The 19217-nt window shown below is 42.9% G+C and carries 18 protein-coding genes; 16 read left to right on the top strand and 2 right to left on the bottom strand.

Annotation, left to right across the window (positions count from 1 at the left end):
• Window positions 1-358 precede the first annotated feature (358 nt).
• The 4 genes from IX53_RS03645 to IX53_RS10485 all read left to right on the top strand — a co-directional run bounded on the left by IX53_RS03645 (window position 359) and on the right by IX53_RS10485 (window position 6197).
• The gene (locus IX53_RS03645; RefSeq protein ID WP_420811575.1) at window positions 359-1111 is read left to right on the top strand and encodes an ABC transporter ATP-binding protein; all 753 of its coding nucleotides are present in this window, start codon (window positions 359-361) and stop codon (window positions 1109-1111) included.
• The gene (locus tag IX53_RS03640; RefSeq protein WP_047754201.1) at window positions 1104-2270 is read left to right on the top strand and encodes an ABC transporter permease; all 1167 of its coding nucleotides are present in this window, start codon (window positions 1104-1106) and stop codon (window positions 2268-2270) included. The genes IX53_RS03645 and IX53_RS03640 overlap by 8 nt, the downstream gene beginning before the upstream one ends.
• A gap of 121 nt (window positions 2271-2391) precedes the next feature.
• Window positions 2392-5322, top strand: a complete 2931-nt coding sequence (locus IX53_RS10490) for a PAS domain S-box protein (protein ID WP_053001141.1) — start codon at window positions 2392-2394, stop codon at window positions 5320-5322.
• A gap of 176 nt (window positions 5323-5498) precedes the next feature.
• Entirely contained in the window at window positions 5499-6197 is a 699-nt protein-coding gene (locus IX53_RS10485; protein WP_053001139.1) for a MazG nucleotide pyrophosphohydrolase domain-containing protein, read from the top strand.
• Here IX53_RS10485 and IX53_RS03625 read toward each other — a convergent pair.
• The gene (locus tag IX53_RS03625) at window positions 6194-6664 is read right to left on the bottom strand and encodes a peroxiredoxin (protein ID WP_047754200.1); all 471 of its coding nucleotides are present in this window, start codon (window positions 6662-6664) and stop codon (window positions 6194-6196) included. The two genes, IX53_RS10485 and IX53_RS03625, sit on opposite strands and share 4 nt — an antisense overlap.
• Window positions 6665-6748: 84 nt before the next feature.
• Window positions 6749-8269 (bottom strand): glutamine-hydrolyzing GMP synthase, encoded by a 1521-nt coding sequence (gene guaA, locus IX53_RS03620; RefSeq protein ID WP_047754199.1) that lies wholly within the window; start codon window positions 8267-8269, stop codon window positions 6749-6751.
• A gap of 206 nt (window positions 8270-8475) precedes the next feature.
• On the opposite strand from guaA, the gene IX53_RS03615 reads away from it, so the two are divergent.
• From IX53_RS03615 to IX53_RS03560, 12 genes are all read left to right on the top strand, one after another.
• Window positions 8476-8691: a helix-turn-helix transcriptional regulator gene (locus IX53_RS03615; RefSeq protein WP_047754198.1), complete on the top strand. Its 216-nt coding sequence runs from the start codon at window positions 8476-8478 to the stop codon at window positions 8689-8691.
• The gene (locus IX53_RS03610) at window positions 8681-9331 is read left to right on the top strand and encodes a hypothetical protein (RefSeq protein WP_047754197.1); all 651 of its coding nucleotides are present in this window, start codon (window positions 8681-8683) and stop codon (window positions 9329-9331) included. The genes IX53_RS03615 and IX53_RS03610 overlap by 11 nt, the downstream gene beginning before the upstream one ends.
• Before the next feature lie 145 nt (window positions 9332-9476).
• Window positions 9477-10751: an extracellular solute-binding protein gene (locus IX53_RS03605; protein ID WP_169746225.1), complete on the top strand. Its 1275-nt coding sequence runs from the start codon at window positions 9477-9479 to the stop codon at window positions 10749-10751.
• Window positions 10752-10810: 59 nt separating this feature from the next.
• Window positions 10811-11731, top strand: a complete 921-nt coding sequence (locus IX53_RS03600; RefSeq protein WP_047754195.1) for a carbohydrate ABC transporter permease — start codon at window positions 10811-10813, stop codon at window positions 11729-11731.
• Window positions 11732-11741: 10 nt separating this feature from the next.
• A complete protein-coding gene (locus IX53_RS03595) occupies window positions 11742-12614 on the top strand; it encodes a carbohydrate ABC transporter permease (protein ID WP_047754194.1) in 873 nt (290 codons plus the stop codon).
• A 56-nt stretch (window positions 12615-12670) separates the two neighbouring features.
• Complete coding sequence (locus IX53_RS03590; protein ID WP_053001138.1) at window positions 12671-13690, top strand: 3'-5' exoribonuclease YhaM family protein; 1020 nt, start codon at window positions 12671-12673, stop codon at window positions 13688-13690.
• Between the two features lie 42 nt (window positions 13691-13732).
• Window positions 13733-14086: a DUF7670 domain-containing protein gene (locus IX53_RS03585; RefSeq protein WP_047754193.1), complete on the top strand. Its 354-nt coding sequence runs from the start codon at window positions 13733-13735 to the stop codon at window positions 14084-14086.
• 178 nt (window positions 14087-14264) lie between these two features.
• Window positions 14265-15113, top strand: a complete 849-nt coding sequence (locus tag IX53_RS03580; RefSeq protein ID WP_047754192.1) for a hypothetical protein — start codon at window positions 14265-14267, stop codon at window positions 15111-15113.
• Between the two features lie 248 nt (window positions 15114-15361).
• Window positions 15362-16279: a 4-hydroxy-tetrahydrodipicolinate synthase gene (gene dapA, locus IX53_RS03575; protein ID WP_047754191.1), complete on the top strand. Its 918-nt coding sequence runs from the start codon at window positions 15362-15364 to the stop codon at window positions 16277-16279.
• Between the two features lie 45 nt (window positions 16280-16324).
• On the top strand, window positions 16325-17341 hold the full coding sequence (locus tag IX53_RS03570; protein WP_047754190.1) for a sialic acid TRAP transporter substrate-binding protein SiaP: 1017 nt from the start codon (window positions 16325-16327) through the stop codon (window positions 17339-17341).
• Window positions 17342-17404: 63 nt separating this feature from the next.
• On the top strand, window positions 17405-17914 hold the full coding sequence (locus IX53_RS03565; RefSeq protein ID WP_047754189.1) for a TRAP transporter small permease: 510 nt from the start codon (window positions 17405-17407) through the stop codon (window positions 17912-17914).
• Entirely contained in the window at window positions 17905-19200 is a 1296-nt protein-coding gene (locus IX53_RS03560; RefSeq protein WP_047754188.1) for a TRAP transporter large permease, read from the top strand. The genes IX53_RS03565 and IX53_RS03560 overlap by 10 nt, the downstream gene beginning before the upstream one ends.
• Window positions 19201-19217 lie beyond the last annotated feature (17 nt).

The following is a 19217-nucleotide window of genomic DNA, read 5'->3' as shown; positions in this document are numbered from 1 at the left end:
GCTCATTTCTCTTGACACAGTATACCCAATATGGTATATTCATTGGAATTTTCACACTTTCTGTTATAACTCCCTGTCTCGGTCGCAAACAGCTATTTTCACAAATAATCTTCCTCAACATCTCTGATCGAACAAGTTTATTGGGGGGATAGAATGATAGTCAGAGAAGAGGGGATAAATTCAAGAAGGGAAAATACCATGCGTTCTGATGATAAGCGTATTAGTCACTAATGCTATAATCATGCTTGAAAAAATATCGATTCGTTTTCAAATAGATTCAGTTGAATAACCGGGGGTTTAATGTTTATTTCTGGACTGTTTACAGAAATACAGAGTCGCTGAGCATTGGGAGGAGATAATGGTGGTAAAGCTACAGGAAGTATATAAGACTTTCAAAGGTAAGAAAGGAATTATAAAAGCGGTTAATGGCGTTTCGTTCGAGGCTGCACCAGGGGAGATATTTGGCCTGCTGGGACCGAACGGAGCGGGAAAGACAACTACGCTTAGGTTGATATCAACACTTCTAAAACCTGATTCTGGTAAAGTCAATGTCTTTGGCTATGACACCGTGAAAAACGCCCGGGAAGTTCGAATGAGAATAGGCTTTTTGACAAGTGATATGAAATTATCTGGAAATCTGTCACCAAGAGAATTGATGTACTTCTTCGGTGATTTGAACCATATTGACAGAGCAATAGTTAGCAGCAGGATAGATACACTGACTGACTATCTTGGGATGCACGACTTTCTCGATGAGCGGGTCAGTAAGCTCTCCACCGGGATGAAGCAGAAAGCGGCGATAGCAGTGAGTCTCATCCATGATCCGGAAGTTATTGTCTTTGACGAGCCCACAAATGGACTGGACATTATCACAGCCAGAACCGTCACAGAGATCATAAAGGATTTTCGAAAACAAGGAAAGACGGTGATAATTTCCACGCACGTGATGTCAGTAGCAGAAAAGCTATGTGATAGAGTAGGAATCATATTGAATGGTAGACTCGTGGAAAATGATCGCCTTGAGGAGCTATATAAGAAGTACAATTCAAACGACCTGGAAGATATTTTCTTTGCTGTAGCCGAAAAAGAGGGGGAATTAGCCAATGCTTAAGGACTCTTTGATTATCTTCAGGAAAGAGCTTAAAAGTTTGTTTAAAGATAGAAGGACAATATTCTTCCTAATAATCCTCCCCTTAGTGTTAATGCCCGGTTTATTTGTAACCATTGGCCTTTCAATATCAGCGCAGGAAAAGCAGGCCACAAAAACGGTTTACAGAGTGGGGTTTGTGAACCTGCCGGATAAAGAATTCTCTAACATTCTGTCTAACATACTCCTTTATGAAACATTCGAGGTCAGTGATTACGACGTGGTTGCAGACTCAGATAGAACTGTGATCGTTGAGTTCAGCGATAGTGATGGAAAACTTACAGCAAAGATATACTACAATTCCGTTTCCAGCAAATCAAGGTATGCCATGCAGGCAATCAGAAGCGCCCTTAACAGCTACGAAAAAGTGCTTCTTGCAAGGAATTTGAATAAATATTCTCTTACCCTTGAAGATCTTAACCTTGTTAATACTTCTAGCATCGATATGGCGCCGGAGGAAGCCCAGGGAACAGATTTTCTTGCAGCTATGCTTCCCTATATGATTCTCATCTACATCTTCGCCGGTTCTATGAATATAGGTCTGGACGCAACAGCAGGTGAAAAAGAAAGGGGAACCTTATCCTCCATCCTCGTAAATCAAGTTTCACGCACTTCTATAGCGACCGGGAAAGTTCTCTATGTGATGACGGCAGGGCTTATAAACAGTGTTTCCACGTTTGTTGGTCTGGTGATAGCCTTTGGAATTGTTGGAAATATTGCTGGTGATGAATTATCAATGAACCTCTCCAGTCTGACTTTCGGAAAACTCCTTGGTCTTCTGATAATCATACTTACCGTTGCTGGACTCGCTTCTGCCGTGATCGTTTTGCTCGGTAGTCTCGCCAGAAGTGTGAAAGAAGGTGGAGCATATGTCATGCCTTTTTATATCGGCGCTGTGATACTCGGAGTCGCCACGATGCAGATGGATTCTTCGCGAAGTATTATGATATCCCTAATTCCTATACTCAACAGTATCTTCAGTATGAAAGACATCATCACCGCACAGTTCTCAATGCTGAAATTCCTACTGATGATACTGAGTAATATCAGCGTGATGGCCATCGTGATCTATTTTGTTGCAAGATTGTACAATTCGGAAAAGATTCTCGAAAGCAGTGAATGATGCGTATTTACTTTTTTTGTAGAGTTTTTGCAGTTCACTGTGTTGATATATAGAAGATACTTTGATATTATACAAAAGTATGATAAAGGAGTCATTACCTAAGCACCGGGGAGAAAAGTGAATGCATGAACTTCACAGAAAAGGAAAAAATTTCTTAATCTGGGGATTCATAGCAGTTGTGACTATGATTGTATGGGTTGCACTTTTCCCCAGAAGTGGTTCGCTGGATTTACCTGACATTCTCTCACACAGCTTCCTGTTGGCAGCATTTCTCTTTGGCTTTTATTATGCTATGGATGCGAAAATCGCACCACTTACCTTTGGGTGGGGGCTCTTCAGTTACGGGATGCTATTGAATCTACTGGAAAACTTCACGAAGGAATCACCAACCATACGCTCGTATCTTGGATTATTCTTCAATTCTGCCGGAATTGTTTTTGTCGTGTGGGGGCTGTATCTCTTTGCAGTGAAAGAAGCTGTCAAAGAAAGAGAAACCCGCATGCTTGAAGAAAAGTACAAGATTCTCTTCGAAAGTGCAAACGATGCGATTTTGATAATCAAATTGAACGAAATTATTGATTGCAATCCAAAAGCACTGGAACTATTCAAATGCAAAGAGGAAAAATTATCTGGGAAAACACTGGATGCTCTCTCCTCGAAAGAGCAACCAAACGGAGAAACACGTGAGATTCTTAGAAGACTCTATTTCGCCTATCAGGGAAAGCCTCAGTTTTTTGAGTGGAGATTCTCTCGATGTGACGGCTCAACATTTGATGCAGAAGTTAACATGAGCGAATTTAACGTGAACAAAGAGGCATTCATTCAGGCGACAATCAGGGACATTTCTGAAAGGAAAACTATGGAAAAGAAATTGCTGGAAGAAAAGCAAAAATACAGAGCACTCTTTGAAAACAACAATGACGCCGTCGTTATAAAAGACCTGAGAACCGGTGATATTGAGATTAATGCAAAAGCTACTGAAATGCTGGGATATAACTCAGATGAAGTCCAGAAACTGGATATCAATAAGATAATCTCCCAGGATGAGATCGGGGACACTAAAAAGAAGCTGAAGATGTTGAAGGAAAAAGGCTATCTTCCTATTTACGAAAGAACATTAGTGCGAAAAGATGGCACAAAAATTCCTGTTGAGATAAATGTTGCTCTGGTGAAAGACGAAAATGGAAATCCCATATATATCCAGGGCGTCGTGAGAGATATCTCTCAAAGAAAGAAATACATCGAACTGCTCAAAATGGAAAGAGATAGGGCAAAGAAATACTTCGATATCGCTGGAGTCATCATGGTCGTGATCAATAAAGATGGAAATGTGGAACTGATAAACCAAAAAGGTTCTGACATCTTGGGGTACAGCAAGGATGAAATACTCGGCAAAAACTGGTTCAACAATTTCATCCCTGAAAGAGTACGAGAACGCGCTAGGAAGTTATTCGATTCGATTATCTCAGGTATTCTAGAACCTTATGAATATTTTGAAATCCCTGTGTTGACGAAAAGTGGCGAAGAAAGGCTCATCGCATGGCACAACACCAGTTTGAAGAACGACAGTGGTGAAATCTACGGTACGTTAAGTTCAGGTGAAGACGTAACCGAGCGCAAGAAGTTTGAAGAGGAACTGTTCAAGAGTAAAGAAAAGTTCCGCGGATTGGTCAGTTCGATGGATGATTTTGTCTTCACGCTGGACAGGAATTTCAGGGTAACAGGACTTTACGGTCGTTGGGCTGAAAATTTGGGGATAAAGTTCGATGACTACATGGGTAAAGCAGCATTAGAGCTATTTGGTGAGAGCGGGATAATCCACATGAAAGCTAATGAAGAGGTCTTGAAGGGAAAAATACAGGTGTACGAATGGTCCCTGCAGTTGAAGGACAAGGTTATGCACTTCCAGACAAAACTTTCCCCTCTCTACGATTCCGCCGGCAACGTTGTAGGAATTGTTGGTGTTAGCAGGGACGTTACTCAATTAAAAGAAGACAAGGTTTTACTCCAGAGGTGGGTGAATTTCCACCGCATCTTGAACGAAACTTTAACACACATTCTCCAGGGGAATTTCAATGAAAACCCATTCAAAAATATACTGGAAAAGTGCGTCAATGCTATACCGAATGCACAGGCCGGGGCTCTCTTTTTGAAAGATGAGGATGGGCAATACAGGATTGTTGGAGCTATTGGTTACGATTTCGAGAAATTGAGCCAAATTCGTTTTAAACCTGAGGAGCTGATTCATCCTGGAACAAATGAAGTGCTTGTGATTAAAGACTTTTCCCGCGATTATGATTTGGACAATGACCGGTTGAAAATCCTTTTGGAAGCAGGCAAAATACGTGAGATAAAAGCGGCACTTTCCATCCCAATAGAAATCGACGGAGAAATCAGAGCGTTCTTCAATCTGGACAACTTTGAAACAACAAAAGCTTTCGATAATATCGCTCTGGAAATGGCGGAGATTTTAGGTAGAACGATAGGTGTTCTTTTAGAACGTTTACAGCTTGAAAGAGAATTAAGAGGTAAGCAAAAGAAATTGGAATTCATCTCCACACATGATGCACTTACAAATCTTCCAAACAGAAGATTCCTATATGAATATGCTTCACGACAATTGGCTTTAGCGAAAAGGCAGGCTAAACCACTGAGCGTGCTATATTTAGATCTCAACGGCTTTAAAAAGGTCAATGACACTTATGGACATGAAATCGGCGATGCTTTGTTGAAAAAGATCGCTGATCGCCTTAAATCCTCTTTGAGGGAAAGCGATGTGGTCGCAAGGTTTGGTGGCGACGAGTTCGTGTTCCTCTTACCCGATACTGATAGCGAAGGTGCCATTGAGACTGCAAAAAGACTGCTGGCCAGCTTGAAGGAGCCTTTCAACATATCAGGAAAAACTCTGAAAATCTCCGCTAGCTTTGGGGTAGCAACGTTCCCACAGGATGGCAAAGATCTAAAAGAGTTGCTTCGTAAAGCCGATGAAGCCATGTATCAGGCAAAAAACAACGAAAAACCTTTCCACGTTTATTACAAGAAAACGAGCTGAAACTCCCCCTCTTTTCGTCAATACTATTGATTGAACATATCCATAGAAAATCAGAATGAAACTCCTACGATAACCATTGCAATATTAGCATAATTCTAAAAAGACAATGGAGTGCAGTAAACAAACTGACCTGATTCTTTCCGTTTGGAAGTAGAATATTGGTGGGGGTGATATGAATGCGATTACTTGCGATAGGGGTGTGCGAACACAATGAAAAGGTATTGGTACTGGAAAAATTTGGAAGACTAAGCCTTCCTGTTGTAGAAGTGGTTTCGGGAGAACCCCGCGATGAATTGAAGACGTTTTTCTTACGTTCTCTGGGCGTTGAAGTGGAGATTGGAAAACTTTTTGGAGAGAAGTACATAACCGATAACGATGAGCTGTTGCTTTTCTATATAATTCCTCCAATTTCCCGACTTAAAGAAGCCAGAGAAGCTAACTGGGTTAAGATGACCGGAGAAAACCTGAAAAAGATGGATCTTGCAAATGTTGTGGATATTCTGTTGGAAAACCCCGTAAAAGAAATTTTGAAGTTGCAGGAAATAGTGGAAAGAAATATGGATAGATGTCCCTGGGGTTCACAACAAACGATAGAAGATGCGTTGAAAGAGCTGATCTCTGAAATTGAAGAATTCGAAGCCGAACTCGATGTGAAGAACTGGACCAAAGCCTTTTTTGAAGTGGGTGATATAGTTTACGACGCGCTTCTGTTGGCCTGGATATACGCCCGGGAACACGATGTAACCCCTGATACAATCCTCAGAAAAGTCAACAACAAGATTTCAAAAAGAAAACCCTGGCTTTTCTCAGAGACCAGAATTTCTCTGGAGGAAGCTAAAAAGCTGTGGAATTATTATAAATCCCTTGAGAGTTAATTGAGTTTTTCAACTTCGGCGAAGACGCGTTCATAATCGGGTTCTTCGCCAGGGTTGTCTGTGGCCCAACTATATGTGATGATGCCTTCAGGATTTATCACAAACACGCTCCTTTTTGAAGCGCTATATCCTTCCATACCAGCGAAATCTTTGTAAACACCTCCATACATTCTCGAAACCTCTCTGCCGTAATCTGAAAGAAGTTCGAAAGAGATCATATTTTGTTCTTTGAAGGCTTTGTTTACAAAGGGACTGTCCACACTTATACCCAGTACCACAGCATCGAGTTTTTCAAAATTCGTGATGCTGTCTCTGAACGCACACAGTTCTTTTTGGCAGACACTCGTGAAGGCACCGGGGTAGAAAACCAAGACCACTTTCTTTCCTTTGAATTGCGAGAGTTTCACTTTCTCCAGCTCTGTATTGAAAAGTTCGAAATCAACAGCTATATCACCTGTGCTCAACATTTAAACCACCTCCTGAAATCACTTTAACACATTCCAAAACCTCAATATCGTCAACCACTCACTTCTAAAGATATTTCGAGGTTTTCACTCCCATTCAATCGTTGCAGGTGGTTTGGAAGTGATATCATACACCACCCGACCAGCACCTTTTACCCTATTACATATCCGACGTGCCGCTTCATCGAGGAGCTCATAGGGGAGTTTCGACCAATCGGCAGTCATACCCTCTACACTGTTTACAGCTCTGAGTGCTATCACGTATTCGTATGCCCTTTCATCACCCACCACACCTACTGTTTTGAGGTCAAGAAGAACAGCGAAAGCCTGCCAAACCTTTTCATACCAGCCGCTCTCTTTGAGGAGTTCGATGAATATCGCATCGGCTTCTTTCAGTATCCTAAGCTTATCTTCAGTTACCTCTCCTATAATCCTGATTCCCAGGCCGGGACCGGGGAATGGGTGGCGATAGAGTATTTCTCCAGGAATCCCGAGGAGTTCTCCCAGTCTCCGGACTTCATCTTTGAAAAGATACCGGAGCGGCTCTATTATTTTTAAATTCATTCTTTCCGGTAGACCGCCAACGTTGTGGTGAGACTTGATCTTTGCCGTTTCCTTGCCTGATGCTGCACTTTCGATTACATCGGAGTAGATCGTTCCCTGAACGAGGAATCTCCCCCCGAGTTTTTCCGCCTCTTCTTCAAATACCCTGATAAATTCCTCTCCTATAATCTTCCGTTTCTCTTCCGGATCTGTAACACCCTGTAACCGCTTGAGAAAGCGGTCCTTCGCTCTAACTACATCGAGGTTCAAACCGAGTTTGTCTTTGAAGACCATGGGTACCTCTTTTTCTTCGTGCAACCTCAATAATCCATGGTCCACGAAGATATTAATCAGTCTGTCTCCTATGGCTTTGTGGACGAGTACCGCGGCTACGGATGAATCCACGCCACCGGATAACCCTAGAATAGCTTTCCCATCACCAACTTCTTCTCTTATTTCCTCAACTTTCCTTTCCAAAAAATCCTCAATAGTCCAATTTCTGTCAGCGTGGCATATATTGAAAAGAAAGTTATTTATTATTTCCATACCCATTTCAGTGTGTTTTACTTCCGGGTGAAACTGCAGCGTCCAGATCATTCCATCCAATGAACTGAGGGCCGCGGGGATATCGTTTTCTGTGACAGCGATAACTTCAAAACCTTCCGGAACTTTTACAACGCTGTCTCCATGGCTCATCCAGACATTCAACCGCTCGGATATGCCTTCAAAAATAGACGCCGGTTTTTTCACTATTACCTCTGTTCTTCCATATTCAGCAGTTTCGGTTTTTTCTACAAGTCCCCCAAATTCTTTAACCAGCAATTGCATACCATAACAGATTCCAAGAATAGGAACATCCACTTCTCTAAGCCAGGTCGGTAACGAAGGTGCCCCTTTTGAGGTCACGCTACGGGGTCCACCTGAAAGAATAACTCCCATTAGATCCTCAGTTTCAACATCATCACTGTGATGTACGACTTCGCTGTAAACACCGAGCTCCCTCAATCTCCGCGCAATGAGTCTCGTGTATTGAGAGCCATAGTCCACGACGAGTATTTTTTTCATCTCGAACCTCCTTCGCTTCCCAAATCTGCCTTGTATGTTCTCTTGAAGAACTTCTTCATGTCCTCAGGCGAAACTTTGAATTCCAGCATTTCTATATAATATGGATTTCATCATCTCAATTATAGAGCACTAAATGGATCTTCGCGAAGTATATAATACTTGACATTATGTAATGTTTTATATACAATACTACCGGAGGGATTGAAATGAAAAACAGGCTTAAAGAATTCAGGGTAAAACGCGGAGACCTCACTCAGGAAGAACTTGCGGTCAAGGTTAACGTTAGCCGGCAAACGATAATTGCTGTTGAGAAAGGGAAATTCAATCCATCGGTGAAACTGGCTTTAAAGCTTGCAAAGGTTCTTAATTGTTCGGTGGAAGAGCTTTTCACTCTAGAGGAAGGTGATTGGGATGATCGGTAGAAAGACAAGGTTATTTGTGGATCTCGCCTTTATCTTCTCTGGAATCTGGCTCATGAAGTCTGTCAGTCCATGGTTTGCATTTTTAATAGCAGGCGTTTTCCTTTTCCCTCTTTTGAGAGATTTCGGAGTAATGAGAGATCTCGATGAACGAGAAAGATATATCGATGCCATTTCTTCGAAAGCCGCACTGGCAGTGACAATTCTCATCATATTATTGCAGATAGGGTTGAAAAACATCCTAAACTGGGACGAGCTCATAGCTTTCGTATTGATACCGATAGTTACTAAAGCACTGGTATTTATGGGGATGGCCCTCTCAAGAGATAAAACGATCAGCTACAGTATCAGGGTCCTGGTGTTGGTGTATTTGTTTTTTGTCTTCCTGTCTCATGGCTTCAGTTTCGAAGCACTTATCGAGGCGCTACCGGGGATTCTGGTACTTGTCTTCGGGGAGCTCGCCAGAAAGTGGAGATGGTTCGGGCTTGGATTGTTTGGGATGGTAGTTCTTATAACGAGCCAGTTTATAGATGACATTACACGTCCTAATGCTTTACTAGTTTTTTATATCATCACTGCCCCGATAGTCCTTGCAGGAGTTCGTTCGCTGATGCGGGAAAGTATTCCAAGGGAAAACTCATAGAAAATATCGGGAAAAATACGCTTTAAACAGAGAGTGTACCTCTCTCCTCCCGTAAAGTGTTTTCATCTTCCTAAGTGATAGAATTCATTTGTACCCGTTAGTTTTTTGAACTTGAAAGTCAATTTCTTTCGGGAGGTGGGGAATGATGAAACGCACTGTATTGGTATTTGTGTTTCTTGCGCTTTCTTTACTGCTTCTAAGCGCTGGAAAGATTGAGCTTCTTTTCTGGACGCATGAAGATCCCAACAGAACGGAAATTGAAAACAGGTACATTGAAGAATTTGAAAGCATGTATCCCAACGTAACGATCAAAAGAGTTACCTATCCTTCAAGGAAAATCCAGGAAACTATCCTAACAGCCTTCGCTGTTCACAAAGGACCCGATATCTTCAACATGGAGATCAACGACGAGTACCCCTATATTGTTAACCAAAGGGTTGCGCCCGTAGATCCCAAAGCAGCGGGATACGATAGCCTTCAAGCAATATACGATGACTACCTGGCGGGAGTGCTTGACCCTGTAACTTACAATGGTAAGCTGTACGGTCTACCCCTGGAACTGACAAACTGGTGCATTTTTATCAACAAAAAGTACTTCAGGGAAGTGGGCCTCGATCCTGAAAAGGATTACCCGAAGACCTGGGAAGAGATGCTAGAAGTATCTGAAAAACTCGTGATAAGAGAAGGAGAAATTCTTAAGAGACGTGGCTTCGACTTCCGTTATCCCTATTATCTGACATTCCTTGTTCCTATGGTCGAACAACTGGGTGGAGCATTCCTCAGTGAAGACGGGAAAACTGCCATCATAAACGATGAAGCCTGGCTGAAAGTGCTGGAATACTTCCAGGAGTGGGGACCCAACGGCAGAAACCTTGGTTCACCAACCTACACAAATGCCAGAAAGCTCTTCAACAAAGACAATAACTCTGTTGCCATGTGTCTTACGGGACTCTATCAGGAAGGAAGGATTAGAGCAGATAACCCCGACTTCTACAACAGTGGCGAATGGATGGTTGTACCTTTCCCGAGATTTAAAGACGCGGTGAATGACCTCGGCAGCGCTTATTATGGCCATTATTACATGGTCAACGCGGAAAGTTCTAAAGAAAAGCAGGAATGGGCCTGGAAGTTCATCGCTTTTATGCTGAACCATCCTGAAGAATACCTCACAAAGGTTGGTCTTATTCAACCCAAAAAAGCGCTCATCGAATCTGATATATTCAAGAATATCCCTTACGCAGACGTCTTCTTGAATGACATGGCAAAGTCCCACATCATCACCATTCACGAAAGGGCTCCCATGATGCAGGATTATCTCAAAGAAGTCATCGAAGCCGTTATGCTCACAAGAACCTCTCCAAAGGTTGCTCTAAGAGTTCTCAAAATGAAAATGCAGGAATTACTGGAGGAAGAATGGTAATATTCAAGCAGACCCCATCAGGGGTCTGCTTTCTATGATTCTATAAGGAGCGTGAAAAAGTGCCTCGAAAGCAGAAACGGAGTCACAGGGGTATCGAAAGAAAGAAAGCCATCTGGGGCTGGATATTTGTATCACCTTCGCTGTTGTTCTTTTCGATATTCAGTTTTTATCCAATAGCTAACGCCTTTTATACAAGCCTTTTTAAGAAAGACCTCCTCTCGTTGAGACCACCAAAATTCGTGGGACTTAAACAGTATACATATCTGCTCAGCTCTCCGACCTTCTGGAATTCCATGAAAGCCACCTTTGTTTTCACAATGGGAACCTTTGTGCCGCTCGTGGTTTTCAGCATGGTTTTCGCAGCCTTCATTATGTCTAGAAAGCGCTTTCAGAAGTTTTTCCAGATGGCCTATTATTCCCCGGCCGTGCTTTCCTCGGTTGTGGCGGCTGCTATCTGGCTACTCATTCTTGATCCCCGTGGTTTAGCAAACCAGTTTTTGAACTTCATCATGAATACACCGGGAATAGACCACAAATGGCTCGCCACCGTTGGAATGGTGCGGTTCTCAACAATTCTAGTGTATTTCTGGAAATATGTTGGCTACTTCACGATAATCTTCATTGCGGGTATGGCGAGCATTCCAAGGAACTTCCACGAAGCTGCCAGGATAGATGGCGCCAGCTCATGGCAGATATTCTGGCACATAACGTTCCCTCTCATCAAACCTACAACGCTTCTGGTTTCAATAGTCGCGATGATACAGTGTTTAAAGACTTTCAGTACCCAGTACCTGTTCGTTCAGTCGGGAGCTCCAAGAAGCCCCATTGACGTTATAACCCTTAATATTTATTTCACAGCCATTCGTGATCACAGAATCGGACGGGCTAGCGCAATGAGTATCATCCTATTTGGAATCATGCTCTTCTTCACTTGGTTACAACTGAGAGTTTCCAGATCTGAAGAAGTAAGTTATATGTGAGGTGCTGTTGATGGAATTCTCTTCCCACAAAAAGAGGAAAACCAAACCCCAATCTTTGATTGTTGACATATTTATATGGATATTTCTCATAGGTTTTGCCACGATAATACTCGCTCCTCTCGTCTTCATGTTTACAGCCTCTCTGATGCCTTCCAGCGATGTCATGAGGCTTCCTTACCCATGGATACCGAAAACTTTCTACTGGCAGAACTTCTGGCAAGCTATACGTGGGAATGATGGCTCATTCATATACATCCGGAATATCATGAACTCCATTATCGTTGCCACGACAGTAACAGTGAGTACCGTTCTGCTGGCAGCATTTACCGGTTATGGATTAGCAAAGTTCCCTTTCAAAGGCAGAAAAATCATTTTTCTTTTGATAATGACAACGATGATGATCCCCTTCGAAGCCATAATGATACCACTTTACCTGATCGTGACCAGCTTCAACTGGCAGGACTCATATGCAGGACTAATAGTCCCATTCCTCACAAATGCTTTTGGTGTATTCCTGATGAGACAGTATTTAATCACCTTTCCCGATGAGATAATTGATGCCGCAAGGATCGATGGTGCAAGCGAATTCAGCATTTTTTGGAGAATTATTATGCCAAACAGTTTACCAGCTGTGGCAACGTTGGCGATTCTCACTTTCAGATCTCAGTGGGATAATCTCCTTTGGCCGTTATTAATAGTCCAGAGCGAAGAGATGAAGACCATACCCCTGTATATAATCAAGTTTTCCTCGGAAAAATACACGAATGAAGGAGCGATGATGGCTGTTGCTGTGATCGCGAGTCTTCCGATGTTCATTATGTTTTTCACATTATCGAAGCATTTTTTAAGTGGTTCGACGCTCTTTTCTTCCAGGAAAGGATGAGCGGTACACGTATCGCAGAACTTCCGTGAATCTCGCGCACAAAAGGAGGAAATGTCATGTTACACACAGGCAAGGGAGCGTTTCCCACGTTAAGCGATATCCTAGAGAAAGCCTCTGAAGGCGTCTATGATGTCGAAAATTTCATAGAAAATCGACCTGGTTTCTTCCTTCTCACAAACGTTGCCCAGAAAGTCAAGAAAACCGGAGGAAAATATTACACCTGCACAATAAGAGACAGTAAAGTCTTCCAATCCGCAAACGTCTGGAAGTGGCCTGAAAATGAGAGACCCACCGCCGGTATGGTTGCGTTCGCCGATTACACCTACAACAAATTCGGCATTTCCTTGAAGATACGTAAACTCTACTCCCTTAACGAATTGAGTTCGCATATTGAAAATGCAGAGAACATTTTCCTTCCAGTATCACATGACATTGAGCGACTGAAAGAGATGTTAATAGAACTCATCAATAAAGTAGAAAACCCTCACCTCAAAGAATTACTCGAGGCAACCATTTCCCCAGAAAAGGGGGAAATAATGGGCTTCTTTCGAGCACCAGCTGCAACCAGAAATCATCACGTCAGGATCGGTGGTCTTTTGGAGCACAGTGTGCGTGTAGCAGAATTGTGTCTCGCAGCTGTTAACACGCTAAATTGTACTTTGAACACTGACCTGCTGATAACAGGGGCCCTCCTTCACGATGTCGGAAAGGCACTCACGTATGACCATGAAAATTTTTCCTTCGATTTCACTGATGCGGGGTTACTTGAAGAGCATATTGTTTTGGGCATTAAAGTACTGACGAAAGTCATTGATAAGATAGAAGGTTTCCCGGCTAATTTGGAACGTGACCTGTTTCATATTGTCACCAGCCATCACGGTCTGAAGGAATGGGGGTCTCCTGTTGTGCCCCGGACATTGGAAGCGATAATTATCCACAACTGCGACCGTCTTGAAGCACAGGTGGATGCATTTGAAGAACTCGCACATTCTGTTCCCGAAGGAAGCAGATGGTCTGATTATTCTGGAATGCTCGGTACAAAGGTATTCATCTCTGAACCGAATGACGATATATGATTAAAGGCATTACTCTTGTCAAACGAAAGGCAGGTGAAAGGCATGAAAAACGCCATCGTGCTCTTACGTATCGCCAAGGTCTGGAGTCTTATAAGCATAGGATTCATCGTATTCTTTATGATCGGATATGCCATGGATCCAAACGAACCCCGACCGGTTGGTATAGAATGGTTCGAACTCAGCCTATTTCCCATGGGCGTGCTAGTAGGAATGATTTTATCCTGGAAATACGCTAGAACAGGGGCGGTTATTTCCATTGTATGTCTTGTTGTGTTCTACTTCGTCGAATACGCTCTCAAAGGAAGGTTCCCTGGCGGTCCCTTCTTTCTACTTGTATCTGCCCCCGCATTTTTGTTTCTCATTTATTCGTTGATGGCTCACAGGCAGTCAGCTTGAACGAAGTCTTATTTTATCAACAATCTACCTCATAACCTTCATTTTCCTCAGCGTAGAACCTTCTTACACACTCTTTTTTTAGAGTGTGCATTATTCTTTGAATCATACCGTGAAGTTGTTAAAATCTATATACAAACAAACGTTTGCTTGAATTTGAGCTGTGAAAGGAGGTGGAATTATGAAAAAAATTGCTGTCGTACTGATTTCGATTTTTGTCCTCGGGCTGATTTTATCGTCATGTGTTCCTAGCTTGCCATGTTTTGGACCGCCCAAAAGTGTTTTGATCGATGACACACACTACAATTCATATGATTTCGATGGCTATGGCGGAGCAGCCTTTTTTGCCACAATGATTACGATGTTGCAGTCCATGGGCTACACTGTCGCTTTCACATCCAGCGATGGTTTTAACCCAGAAAATTATGGAATTCTCATCCTTCCCGCCCCAGTAAATAACTACACAACAGCGGAGATGCAAAAAATCGCAAATTTCCTTTCCTTAATGAACAGAAAACTCATTGTACTCGGTGAGTGGTATTCGTATTATGACAGCACAGTGTTGAATGATCTGCTGAGCTATCTTGGTTCAGGTATTTCTTTTAACGACGTAACAGTTTATGACACGGTCAACAATTACGATTCGGATTCCATGTGGCCAACTGTTAGCGATTTCGCTTCACATCCGATTACAGCAGGTCTAAGCATAATAGCATTTTTCGCTACAACTTCTATCAATACTACAGCTGGTGCTATAGCCCTCGCCTTTGCCAGTGGTTCGGCTTATGAATCAGCGCCCTCACTAATTTCCAATAGTCCTTTGGGTGTATCAGGTGCCGAATCAGAAGAAAAAGTCACTATTTCAACAACAATCAATGTATTAGCAGCTGAAACGCTGAAAAAGGGAAAGGTTGTTGCGGTCGGAGATGTGACGTTGTTTATTGACGATGTGTATAACTACTTGGCGAGTGGAAATTTCATTGATGTGCATGACAACGACAAATTACTAACGAACATAATCAACTGGTAAAAATCTCAGGCAAGATCGCTATTCAAAATTTTAAGTGATTAACCTGATCTTCGAACTCAAAGGCTTCCTCTTGTGAGGAAGCCTTTGACTTTGGGGAGGTGATATTTAAATATTTGACGCTAAACTGCCTTATTTAGTTCAAATGTCTTCTTATCAGTTCTGATTAAATTTGGTTTTTTATAAAGGGAATGCTAATATATCACTGGAAGAAATGATATTTCACTAAATGAGACAAAGGCGGGGTGAATATGAACATCGTGGAGAAGTTCGGAAGGGTTCTTATTCCTATGTGCACACCTTTCAAAGAAGATCATAGCATCGATTATGATCTTGCAAAGAAGGTGGCAAGGTATCTTATCGACAAGAAATATTGCGATTCCATCATCGTTGCGGGAACCAATGGAGAATTTTACACGTTCACTTTCGAGGAAAGGGTGAAACTTTTCGAAGCAATAAAAGACGAAGTAGGTGACGAAATACCCCTTATAGCCGGTACCGGCACAGCATTTACAGGAGACACCATCAAATTGACCCAGGAAGCTGAGCGTATTGGTTACGATGCGGCCATGGTTATAGTACCTTACTTCTCAAGACCGACACAGGAAGGGATCTTCCACCACTTTTCCGAGGTATGCGAGAATACATCTCTTCCGGTGATGGTCTATAACATCCCTCTCTTTACCGGCGCAAATATTTCTCCACAAACCCTTAGTGATCTTGCTTCACGATACGAAAATATTGTTGCAGTAAAAGATGAGGCAGGTATAAACCCTCTACAGGCTTCGGAATTCATAAGAGTAACAAACGGAAAGGTAGCAGTCTATTCCGGGGACGATCTCATGGTGCTTGCGGTTCTAAGCCAGGGAGGAGTGGGAGTTGTCAGTGGTGGCTCTCACGTGATCGGAGATCTAATGCATGAAGTGATAGATGATTTTCTCTCTGGTAAAACCAAAGAGGCAGTGGCGTTATTTAAATCCCTTTACAAGCTTTTCAGTGCCTTCTTTGGTAAAAATCGGAGACTGGAGAATCCTCTACCAGCGGTTAAGGCTGCTTTTGAGCTAGAATCGGGATTACCCGTTTCCCGGGTAAGGCCACCGTTAATGGAACTTTCAGCTGATGAAATTAATACAATAAAAGAAGCTCTAAAGAATATTGGAAAACTGTAACCAAAATTCAAGGGTACCCAATTTTCGTGAAAAGGAGGGGAAAGTATGTCAAACGTCAGAAGGTTAGTTTTGTTTGCCGTGGTGTTAACGCTTCTGAGCGTTGTGATTCTCGCAGGAGATCCAACATACGTGTTGAGATTCAATACAGTTGCTGCACCAACGCAACCCCAGGTTCTTGCTATGCAAAAATTTGCCGAAGTCGTTAAAGAGTTGAGCGGAGGGAAGATCATCGTCCAGGTCTTCCACTCAGGACAGTTGGGTGATCAGAAGACCTCGCTGCTGGGCGTCATGCGAGGCGACTTGGAAATGGCAGGTGACGGTGGTCCGTCGTGGTTTGCAGATCTCGGTAACATGCCAGAGTTTGGCGTATTTGGAGCAGCTTATGTCTTCAGAAATATCGATCACATGTATTCAGTAATGCTCGGCCCAATAGGTCAGGAATACTTTGACAAGCTGGCCAAAAAATCGGGACTGAGAGTTCTCGATGTTTGGTACCTCGGCACGAGGGAATTGAACCTCACTGCAAAAGCAGGGGCGGTTAGAAAACCGGAAGACTTGAAGGGTATCAAGCTGAGGATGCCTAACAACGAAACATTCCTCGATATGGGTCGTGCACTCGGCGCGATGCCGACACCAATGGGATTTGGAGAAGTCTATCTCGGACTGAAAACCGGCACCATTGATGGGCAGGACAATCCGTTACCAACAGACCTGGCCGCAAAGTTCGTCGAGGTCACGAAATATATAGTGCTCACCGATCACTCAATCGGGATGATTTGCCCTGTGATTAATGAAAAACTGTGGCAGAGCATGCCGGAAAAATACAGGGTTTACATCAAACAGGCCATGAGAGTAGCGCGTTACTACATGAACTCTATCGTTCTTGAACAAGAAGCGAAATTGCTCGGACAGTTCGTCGATGAATACAACATGGAAATAATCATCCCCGATAAAGATGCTTTCATGAAACGTGCTGCTGAATACTACTCCCAGCCAAGATTTGACAAAAAATGGGGAGAAGGCATGTACAGGAAAATCCAAATGTATCCCTACACTGAATAAACAAAGTAAATAGCCGGGCCCGTGTCAGGCGGGCCCGTTTACTATTGTTACAGAGGTGATCACATGAAGAAATTGTTCCTCCGGTTGATAGATCTGATCGAAGTGCACTTTGCCTCTCTGGTATTATTTACACTCTTTTTGAGTATGTTTTTTCAGGTAATCTTGAGATATGTTTTCAACTATCCTTCTCCCGTTCTCTTTGAAATATCGGGTTATACGTTCATCTGGGTGGTATTTTTGGGAGCTCCCCTCGCAAGAAGGTACAAATCCCACATTCGTTTCAACATATTGTACGAAAAGCTGCCCAGAAAAGGGCAGTTGATCATCGATCTCATCATGGACATTATCTTCAATATCGGTATGCTTATCACACTCTTTCCTGTTCTAGAAAATTTTGGTTGGTATAAATACCTTAGGTCAGACGTGCTTAGAATTCCATGGACTTACCTACTATTATGTTTCCCTCTGTTTATTTTTCTCATTCTGCTACACAACTCAGTCTGGATCTATAGAGAATTAAGGGAACTCATAACAGGAAAAGCTAGTGAAATGGAGGAAAAACCATGGGAGTAACGCTCTTTCTTATCATATTCGGAGCTACCTTCGCGCTGGGATATCCAATAGCCTTTGGCATGATAATGGGAGGAATTGCCTATTTCATCGCCAGTGGGATAAATCTATCCACCCTTACCGACATCATGGCTATACAGCTGCAAGCGAAGGATGTTTTGCTGGCAGTGCCATTATTCATACTGGCTTCCAATATCATGAATGATTCAGAGATCACCGATAAGATCTTCGATTTCGTAAAGAAAGCCATGGGGCCCGTGAGAGGAGGCCTTGGTTACGCCAACATCGTTACAAGCATAATCTTTGCTGGGATCAGTGGTTCAGAAATTGCAGATGTGGCCGGTATCGGGAACATAGAAATCAAAGCGATGCTCGACGATGGTTACGATGGTCCCTTCGCCTGCGCGGTTACGTGCGCCTCGGCGACTATTTCTCCTGTTATCCCGCCGAGTATTCCCATGGTTATCTACGCCATGCTGACAGGCGCTTCACTCGGTTACCTCTTTCTCGCTGGCTTTTTACCCGGACTTTTCCTTGGCGGGCTTGAAATGCTCATGGTTTATTATCTTTCAAAGAAGAGAAATTATCCCATGGGTACAAGAGCTCCCTTCAGAGAATTGTGGAAAGGGTTTATTAGATCTTTCCCGGGGCTTTTGGCTCCTGTGATCCTTCTGGTAGGAATTTATGGAGGAATCTTCACACCCACCGAAGCCGCCGCTGTCGTGGTGGGATACGTGATACTCGTGAGCGCCTTTATATACAAAACACTGGGACCCAAAAAACTCTACAAAATATTGATCAAGACCGTGATGAATATCGGATATATAAGCTTTATGATCGCGGCTGCCTTTGTCGTCAGTTATGTGATGTCCCGTGAGCAGGTTCCAGCATTATTGACGACAACATTCATGAAATGGGGATTGCTTAACAGCAAATGGCTCCTACTAATGAGTGCGAACATTCTTTACTTTATCCTCGGAATGTTCATAGACGTCTCCGCCATTCAACTTGTAGTGATTCCCATGTTGTTGCCCTTGGTGCAAGCTGCTGGAATCGACCTCGTTCATTTTGGAATCGTGACGACCTTAAATCTCATGCTGGCTCTCGATACACCACCTTATGGACAGACAGGATACATCACTAGCGCCATCAGTGGAACACCTGTTGGAGAAGTTTTCAAAGAAATGTTAAAATATTGGATACCTCTTGAGGTCCTTGCTCTTTTGATAATCACATACTGGCCAGACTTCGTTCTATTCCTACCAAGGCTCTTTGGTTACCGAGGTTAATGGCATAAATAAGAGGT

The sequence above is a fragment of the Kosmotoga pacifica genome, assembly GCF_001027025.1.
GTDB classification, from domain to species: domain Bacteria; phylum Thermotogota; class Thermotogae; order Petrotogales; family Kosmotogaceae; genus Kosmotoga_B; species Kosmotoga_B pacifica.
This window is presented reverse-complemented; position numbering and strand designations above follow the sequence as displayed.

Excerpts from the sequence above, each read along its gene's own strand:
- IX53_RS03645 (WP_420811575.1), top strand. The coding sequence starts at position 359 with ATGGTGGTAAAGCTACAGGAAGTATATAAGACTTTCAAAGGTAAGAAA.
- IX53_RS03640 (WP_047754201.1), top strand. The coding sequence starts at position 1,104 with ATGCTTAAGGACTCTTTGATTATCTTCAGGAAAGAGCTTAAAAGTTTG.
- IX53_RS10490 (WP_053001141.1), top strand. The coding sequence starts at position 2,392 with ATGCATGAACTTCACAGAAAAGGAAAAAATTTCTTAATCTGGGGATTC.
- IX53_RS10485 (WP_053001139.1), top strand. The coding sequence starts at position 5,499 with ATGCGATTACTTGCGATAGGGGTGTGCGAACACAATGAAAAGGTATTG.
- IX53_RS03625 (WP_047754200.1), bottom strand. The coding sequence starts at position 6,664 with ATGTTGAGCACAGGTGATATAGCTGTTGATTTCGAACTTTTCAATACA.
- guaA (WP_047754199.1), bottom strand. The coding sequence starts at position 8,269 with ATGAAAAAAATACTCGTCGTGGACTATGGCTCTCAATACACGAGACTC.
- IX53_RS03615 (WP_047754198.1), top strand. The coding sequence starts at position 8,476 with ATGAAAAACAGGCTTAAAGAATTCAGGGTAAAACGCGGAGACCTCACT.
- IX53_RS03610 (WP_047754197.1), top strand. The coding sequence starts at position 8,681 with ATGATCGGTAGAAAGACAAGGTTATTTGTGGATCTCGCCTTTATCTTC.
- IX53_RS03605 (WP_169746225.1), top strand. The coding sequence starts at position 9,477 with ATGAAACGCACTGTATTGGTATTTGTGTTTCTTGCGCTTTCTTTACTG.
- IX53_RS03595 (WP_047754194.1), top strand. The coding sequence starts at position 11,742 with ATGGAATTCTCTTCCCACAAAAAGAGGAAAACCAAACCCCAATCTTTG.
- IX53_RS03590 (WP_053001138.1), top strand. The coding sequence starts at position 12,671 with ATGTTACACACAGGCAAGGGAGCGTTTCCCACGTTAAGCGATATCCTA.
- IX53_RS03585 (WP_047754193.1), top strand. The coding sequence starts at position 13,733 with ATGAAAAACGCCATCGTGCTCTTACGTATCGCCAAGGTCTGGAGTCTT.
- IX53_RS03580 (WP_047754192.1), top strand. The coding sequence starts at position 14,265 with ATGAAAAAAATTGCTGTCGTACTGATTTCGATTTTTGTCCTCGGGCTG.
- dapA (WP_047754191.1), top strand. The coding sequence starts at position 15,362 with ATGAACATCGTGGAGAAGTTCGGAAGGGTTCTTATTCCTATGTGCACA.
- IX53_RS03570 (WP_047754190.1), top strand. The coding sequence starts at position 16,325 with ATGTCAAACGTCAGAAGGTTAGTTTTGTTTGCCGTGGTGTTAACGCTT.
- IX53_RS03565 (WP_047754189.1), top strand. The coding sequence starts at position 17,405 with ATGAAGAAATTGTTCCTCCGGTTGATAGATCTGATCGAAGTGCACTTT.
- IX53_RS03560 (WP_047754188.1), top strand. The coding sequence starts at position 17,905 with ATGGGAGTAACGCTCTTTCTTATCATATTCGGAGCTACCTTCGCGCTG.